Source organism: Streptomyces colwelliae, from assembly GCF_048158785.1.
Taxonomy (GTDB): domain Bacteria; phylum Actinomycetota; class Actinomycetes; order Streptomycetales; family Streptomycetaceae; genus Streptomyces.
This window is the reverse complement of sequence record NZ_JBLTJC010000123.1, coordinates 21,287-27,664: the sequence shown is the minus strand read 5'-3', so window position 1 is coordinate 27,664 and position 6,378 is coordinate 21,287. Positions and strand designations below refer to the sequence as shown.

Genomic DNA, 6,378 nt, shown 5'->3' with positions numbered 1-6,378 from the left:
GTGGGCATCCATAGTGGGCATCCATTGGGGGGACTGGGGGGTTGCTCGATGGGAGTGCGGCTGATGGTGGTCGACGACCACCGGTTGCTCGCCGAGGCGTTGGCCTCGGCACTGAAGCTGCGGGGACACCGGGTGCTGGCGGCGGCGGCACCAGCGGCGGGCGCGGCGGAGCTGGTGATCACCCGCGCCCCCGAGGTGTGCCTGATCGGTACGGCCACACCGGCCGAGCCGGGCATCTTCGACCCGGTGGTGAAGATCAAGCGCGAGCGTCCACAGGTGGCGGTCCTGGTCCTGGGCCCGGTCCCGAGCCCCCGAGGCATAGCGGCGGCCTTCGCGGCAGGCGCCTCGGGCTACGTCCGCCACGACGAGCGCATCGAGGGCGTGGAACGCGCCATCATGAAGGCAAGGGCGGGCGAGGCGGCCGTAGCCCCACAGCTGCTACAGGGCGCCTTCAGCGAGCTGCTGAACCCAGCGGCCCAGCCGGACGACGAGGGCCAACGCCTGCTCCAGATGCTGACACCAAGGGAGGTGGAAGTCCTGGTCAGGGTGGCAGACGGCGAGGACACCCGCCTGATCGCGGCGGGCATGGGCATCGCCCCGTCAACGGCCCGCACGCATGTGCAGAGGGTGCTGATGAAGCTGGGGGTGGGGTCGAGGCTGGAGGCGGCGGCACTGGCGGCAAGGACGGGTTTGCTGGACCGCGCAGGCCCACTGACCAACACGGCGAGCCCGGATGCCTAAGGGGCGCGGGGAACTGCGCGACCAGCCACGACGCACCCGCACTCGGCAGACGGTCCAGGCCCCCTCTTCCCTCCCCGTGGAATCCGCCGGAGGCAGGCGCGGGGAACTGCGCGACCAGCCACAGCTCACCCGCACCCGGCAGACGACCTAAGCCCCCTCTTCCTCCTCCGTAGTCACTTCCACCGGAGGTACTGGTCGCAACTTCAGCCACCCCAGGAAGAAGATCCCCAGCAGCAACATCGCGATCCCGGTCCACAGGTTGATGTTGACGCCCTCGGACTTGTCCAGTGACGAGTCCGACGGACTGATCCCCGCGATCGTGACGATCACGCCGTAGACGACGAACAGCCCACCGATGATCAGCCGCAGATCGAACAGACGGGACGCGGTCGTCGACTTGCCCTCCAGCTCGCTGACCTCGCGCTGGACGTCGTGCTCTGAGTGTCCGGAGTGTCCGGAGTTTTCAGACATGGTCTCTCAATCCTCCCGCGACTAGAACGAGAACGGGATGTAGCAGAGGGCGGCCAGGATCACCGCGCCCCAGCCGAGCAGGGCGGGCCGGCGGTACCAGGCGTCGTCGCCGGCGGCCGGTGCCTCGGTCATGCCGGGGCTGGTCGTGCCGTAGACGAGGCCCTGGAGCTGTTCGGCCGGCTTGGGCTGGGTGAACAGGGAGACGGCGAACATGACCACCGCACCGGCGACGAACCCGGCGATCGCGGAGACGAAGTTGGCGCCCTGGTCGGAGGGGATGGCGATGATCCCCTGCTTGTAGATCCAGAAGTAGTTCACCATCGCCGTCACCGTGCCCGCGAGCAGGCCCCAGAAGCCGGACTTCGGCGTGGCCTTCTTCCAGAACATGCCGACGATGAAGACGACGAACATCGGGACGTTGAAGAAGGAGAAGAGTGTTTGGAGGTAGCTCATGATGTTCGAGAACGAGGACGCCAGGAAGGCTGTGCCTACCGACGCCGCTACGCCGATCACCGTGATCAGGCGGCCGAAGCGCACGTAGTACTCGTCCTCGCGGTCCTTTACGACGTACTTCGCCCAGATGTCGTTCGTGAACACCGTGTTGAAGGACGACACGTTGGCCGCCATGCCCGCCATGAACGCGGCGAGGAGACCGGTGACCGCGATGCCGAGGACGCCGTTGGGCAGCAGCTGTTCCATCAGGTACGGGATCGCGTCGTTGTACTGGAGGTCCGAGCCGCTGGTGCCGATCTTCGGGACGAGCGCCGCGGCGACCAGCCCCGGGATCATCACCAGGAACACGATGAAGACCTTCGGGTACGCGGCGATCAGCGGGGTGCGCTGGGCCGCGGACAGGTTCTTCGCGGAGAGTGCGCGCTGGACTTCCGCGAAGTTGGTCGTCCAGTAGCCGAAGGACAGCACGAAGCCGAGGCCCAGCACGATGGTCAGCCAGTTCGCGCCGAGCGGGTTGACGCTGCCGATGCCGGTGCCGCCCCACGCGGTGGTGAAGTTGTGGCCGTGGGCCGCGTCGAGCTTGTGGGTCAGCCCGTCCCAGCCGCCGACCTTCTTCAGACCGAGGTAGGAGATCGGGATGAGGGCCGCCAGGATCACGAAGAACTGGAGGACCTCGTTGTAGATCGCCGACGACAGCCCGCCGAGGGTGATGTACGCGAGCACGAAGGCACCGGCGACGACGATCGCCACCCACTGCGGCCAGCCCAGCAGCGCCTCGACGACGATCGCGAGGGCGTACAGGTTGACGCCCGCGATCAGGATCGCGGCGAAGGCGAACAGGATCGAACTCAGCAGGTGTGCGGCCTTGTCGAAGCGCAGCAGCAGGAACTCGGGGACCGAGCGCACTTTCGAGCCGTAGTAGAAGGGCATCATCACCAGGCCGAGGAAGACCATGGCGGGGATGGCGCCGATCCAGTACCAGTGGACGGTGTAGGCGCCGTACTGGGCGCTGTTGGCGGCCATGCCGAGGATCTCGGTGGCGGCCAGGTTGGCCGAGATGAAGGCGAGACCGGTGATCCAGGCGGGCAGCGAGCGCCCGGAGAGGAAGAAGTCGAGGCTGGTCTTCACCGATCGGCGGGCGGCCAGGCCGATACCGAGGACGACCACGAAGTAGATCGCCAGGATCGTGTAGTCGAGCCCGTTGGTGGGGAGCCGTAGCTCGGCGGCGAGAGAGGTGGGGGTCTGCATCAAGCGCTCACCTTGTTTGATGTTCTTATTTTGGTGTTCTTTGTTTGATTCTGATGGTGACGGCTGGGGGGATTTGTGGTTTGATGTGTTCGGTTCTGTGTTGGGTTTTGTGTTTGGTTCTGTGTGAAGCGTGGATGTACGTACGGATGGAGAGCCCGGCGTGAAGAAGACCTCGACCCGGTTGGCCGACGGTCGTGAGCTCATCTACTACGACCTGCGGGACGACACCGTGCGCGACGCGGTGGACCGACGCCCGCTGGAGCGCACGGTCACCACTTCGGAGGTACGGCGGGACGTGCTGCTCGGCGACTCGGTGGCGATCGCCTCGCACCGCCAGGGCCGCACCTACCACCCGCCGGCCGACCAGTGCCCGCTCTGCCCGACGACGGGCGACCGGCTGAGCGAGATCCCGGACTCGTCGTACGACGTCGCCGTGTTCGAGAACCGTTTCCCCTCGCTGGCCGGGGACTCCGGCCGCTGCGAGGTGGTCTGTTTCACCTCCGACCACGACGCGTCCTTCGCCTCGCTGACCGAGGAGCAGGCGGCCCTCGTCCTCGACGCGTGGACGGACCGGACGTCGGAGCTGTCGCATCTTCCCTCCGTCGAGCAGGTCTTCTGTTTCGAGAACCGCGGCGAAGAGATCGGCGTGACGCTCGGTCATCCCCACGGCCAGATCTACGCCTACCCCTTCACCACCCCGCGCACCGCGCTGATGTTGCGTTCACTCGCAACTCATAAGGAGGCGACGGGCGGTGAGAACCTCTTCGACTCGGTCCTGGAGCGGGAACTCGCCGGTGAGCGGGTCGTCCTTGAGGGTGAACACTGGGTCGCCTTCGTGCCGTACGCGGCGCACTGGCCCTACGAGGTCCACCTGTATCCCAAGCGCCGGGTGCCCGATCTGCTCGGTCTGGACGAGGCGGCCCGCACAGAGTTCCCCAAGGTCTATCTGGAACTCTTGAGGCGCTTCGACCGGATCTTCGATGGGCGGGATGGAGGGAAAGAAGGGGCGGGCGAGCCTCCGACGCCGTACATCTCCGCCTGGCACCAGGCGCCGTTCGGCACGCTGGAGGAGTTCGACGGTGTGAGCAGGGACGACTTCGCGCTCCACCTTGAGCTTTTCACCATTCGCCGTACGTCCGGCAAGCTGAAGTTCCTCGCGGGTTCCGAGTCCGGCATGAGCGTGTTCATCAACGACGTGCCGCCGGAGTTCGCGGCCGAGCGACTGCGAGAGGTAGCGAGTTGATGAGTGGTAAGTACCTGGTCACGGGCGGCGCGGGTTACGTCGGCAGCGTGGTCGCCCAGCACCTGCTGGAGGCGGGCCACGAGGTCACCGTCCTGGACAACCTCTCGACGGGCTTCCGCGAGGGGGTCCCGGCGGGTGCGTCGTTCATCGAGGGCGACATCAGGGACGCGGCCAAGTGGCTCGACTCCTCGTACGAAGCGGTCCTCCACTTCGCCGCGTTCTCCCAGGTCGGCGAGTCCGTCGTCAAGCCGGAGAAGTACTGGGAGAACAACGTCGGCGGCTCGATGGCCCTGCTGGCGGCCATGCGCGAGGCGGGCGTCCGCAAGCTCGTCTTCTCCTCTACGGCCGCCACGTACGGCGAGCCGGACGAGGTCCCGATCGTCGAGACCACCCGGACCTCCCCGACGAACCCCTACGGCGCGTCGAAGCTGTCGGTCGACTTCATGATCACGAGTGAGGCGGCGGCGCACGGGCTGGGAGCCGTATCCCTCCGCTACTTCAACGTGGCCGGTGCGTACGGCAGTTGCGGCGAGCGGCACGAGCCCGAGTCGCACCTGATCCCGCTCGTGCTCCAGGTCGCCCAGGGCAAGCGCGACGCGATCTCCGTCTTCGGCGAGGACTATCCGACGCCGGACGGCACCTGCGTCCGTGACTACATCCACGTCGCGGACCTGGCCGACGCACACCTGCTCGCGCTGAAGGCGGCGACCCCGGGCGAGCACCTGATCTGCAACCTGGGCAACGGCGAAGGCTTCTCCGTCCGCCAGGTCATCGAGACCGTACGCCAGGTCACCGGGCACCCGATCCCCGAGGTCGTCGCCCCGCGCCGCGGCGGCGACCCGGCGACCCTGGTGGCCTCGGCGACCCGGGCCAAGGAGCGCCTCGGCTGGAACCCGTCCCGCGCGGATCTCGCGGGCATCGTCGCGGACGCGTGGGCGTTCGCGCAGAACGTATCGAAGGGCTAGGGATCGCACGTGGGTGTACGTGAGGGCTTCGAGGAGCTGTACGGGACGGCTCCCGAGGGCGTCTGGGCCGCGCCGGGCCGGGTCAACCTGATCGGCGAGTACACCGACTTCAACGAGGGCTTCGTGATGCCGCTCGCCCTGCCGCACACGGCGGTGGCGGCGGTGTCCCGCCGTACGGATGGCGTCCTGCGCCTCCACTCGGCGGACATCGAGGGCCCGGTCGTGGAACTGCACGTCGGGGAACTCGCCCCGCGCACGAACACCAGCTGGGCCGCGTACCCGGCCGGCGTGGTGTGGGTGCTGCGCGAGGCGGGCCACGAGGTGACGGGCGCGGACATCCACCTGTCGTCCACGGTCCCGACGGGCGCGGGCCTGTCGTCGTCGGCGGCGCTGGAGGTGGTCACGGCGTTGGCTTTGAACGACCTCTTCGAACTGGGCCTGACGGGCCCGGAGTTGGCGCGTTTCTCGCAGCGCGCGGAGAACGACTTCGTCGGCGTCCCCTGCGGCATCATGGACCAGACGGCCTCGGCCTGCTGCGAGGAGGGCCACGCGCTCCACCTCGACTGCCGCGACCTGTCGATCCGTCAGATCCCCTTCGACCTCGCGTCCGAGGGCCTCTCGCTGCTGGTCGTCGACAGCCGCGTGAAGCACGCGCTGGGCGACGGCGCGTACGCGGAACGCCGCGAGGGCTGCGAGGAGGGCGCGCGCCAACTCGGCGTCCCCTTCCTGCGGGACGTGGCGTACGAGGACCTGGAGTCCTCGCTGGCCCGCCTCTCCGACGAGCGGGTGCGGCGCTACGTCCGCCACGTCGTCTCCGACGACCACCGCGTCGACCGGGTCATCAACCTGCTGGACGCGGGAGACGTCCGCGCGATCGGCCCGGTCCTGACCGAGGGCCACGCCTCCCTCCGCGACGATCTGCGCATCTCCTGCCCGGAGTTGGACCTCGTGGTCGACACGGCGGTCGGCGCGGGTGCGCTGGGCGCCCGGATGACGGGCGGCGGCTTCGGCGGCTCGGCGGTCGTCCTGGTCGAGGCCTCGGAGGCGGACACGGTGACGAAGGCGGTCGAGGAGGCGTTCGCGGCGGCGGGTTACACGGCGCCGCGCGTGTTCCCGGCGGTCCCTTCGGCGGGGGCACGACGCCTGAGCTGACGGGCCACTCGCGAAGACGCCCCGGGCTGCCGGGGCGTCCCGCTCACCCGGGGGCGTCGTCGCAGACGGGATCGTCGGCGGCGACACTCTCGGCCAGCCGGGGCA

6 protein-coding genes are annotated in these 6,378 nt (G+C 68.4%); 4 read left to right on the top strand and 2 right to left on the bottom strand.

The genetic code is table 11. The features are described 5' to 3' along the window. Positions 1-48 precede the first annotated feature (48 nt). A complete protein-coding gene (locus tag ACNFOC_RS24950; RefSeq protein WP_416961320.1) occupies positions 49-741 on the top strand; it encodes a helix-turn-helix transcriptional regulator in 693 nt (230 codons plus the stop codon). A gap of 147 nt (positions 742-888) precedes the next feature. Here the strand turns inward: ACNFOC_RS24950 and ACNFOC_RS24945 are convergent, their stop codons facing one another. Together ACNFOC_RS24945 and ACNFOC_RS24940 are read right to left on the bottom strand one after the other, a co-directional pair. Further along, the gene (locus ACNFOC_RS24945; protein WP_416961319.1) at positions 889-1,212 is read right to left on the bottom strand and encodes a hypothetical protein; all 324 of its coding nucleotides are present in this window, start codon (positions 1,210-1,212) and stop codon (positions 889-891) included. A gap of 21 nt (positions 1,213-1,233) precedes the next feature. Next, positions 1,234-2,913, bottom strand: coding sequence for a sodium:solute symporter family protein (locus tag ACNFOC_RS24940; RefSeq protein ID WP_416961318.1), 1,680 nt, complete (start codon positions 2,911-2,913; stop codon positions 1,234-1,236). 160 nt (positions 2,914-3,073) lie between these two features. Between ACNFOC_RS24940 and galT the strand changes: the two genes are divergently transcribed. The 3 genes from galT to galK are packed head-to-tail and all read left to right on the top strand — an operon-like array spanning position 3,074 to position 6,273. After that, positions 3,074-4,156: a galactose-1-phosphate uridylyltransferase gene (gene galT / locus ACNFOC_RS24935; RefSeq protein WP_416961317.1), complete on the top strand. Its 1,083-nt coding sequence runs from the start codon at positions 3,074-3,076 to the stop codon at positions 4,154-4,156. Continuing rightward, positions 4,156-5,121: a UDP-glucose 4-epimerase GalE gene (gene galE / locus ACNFOC_RS24930; protein WP_416961316.1), complete on the top strand. Its 966-nt coding sequence runs from the start codon at positions 4,156-4,158 to the stop codon at positions 5,119-5,121. The genes galT and galE overlap by 1 nt, the downstream gene beginning before the upstream one ends. Before the next feature lie 9 nt (positions 5,122-5,130). Continuing rightward, positions 5,131-6,273: a galactokinase gene (gene galK / locus ACNFOC_RS24925; protein ID WP_416961315.1), complete on the top strand. Its 1,143-nt coding sequence runs from the start codon at positions 5,131-5,133 to the stop codon at positions 6,271-6,273. Positions 6,274-6,378: the final 105 nt, after the last annotated feature.

What these genes read in the sequence shown, in the direction of transcription:
- ACNFOC_RS24950 (WP_416961320.1), top strand. Translation starts at nt 49, where the DNA reads ATGGGAGTGCGGCTGATGGTGGTCGACGACCACCGGTTGCTCGCCGAG.
- ACNFOC_RS24945 (WP_416961319.1), bottom strand. Translation starts at nt 1,212, where the DNA reads ATGTCTGAAAACTCCGGACACTCCGGACACTCAGAGCACGACGTCCAG.
- ACNFOC_RS24940 (WP_416961318.1), bottom strand. Translation starts at nt 2,913, where the DNA reads ATGCAGACCCCCACCTCTCTCGCCGCCGAGCTACGGCTCCCCACCAAC.
- galE (WP_416961316.1), top strand. Translation starts at nt 4,156, where the DNA reads ATGAGTGGTAAGTACCTGGTCACGGGCGGCGCGGGTTACGTCGGCAGC.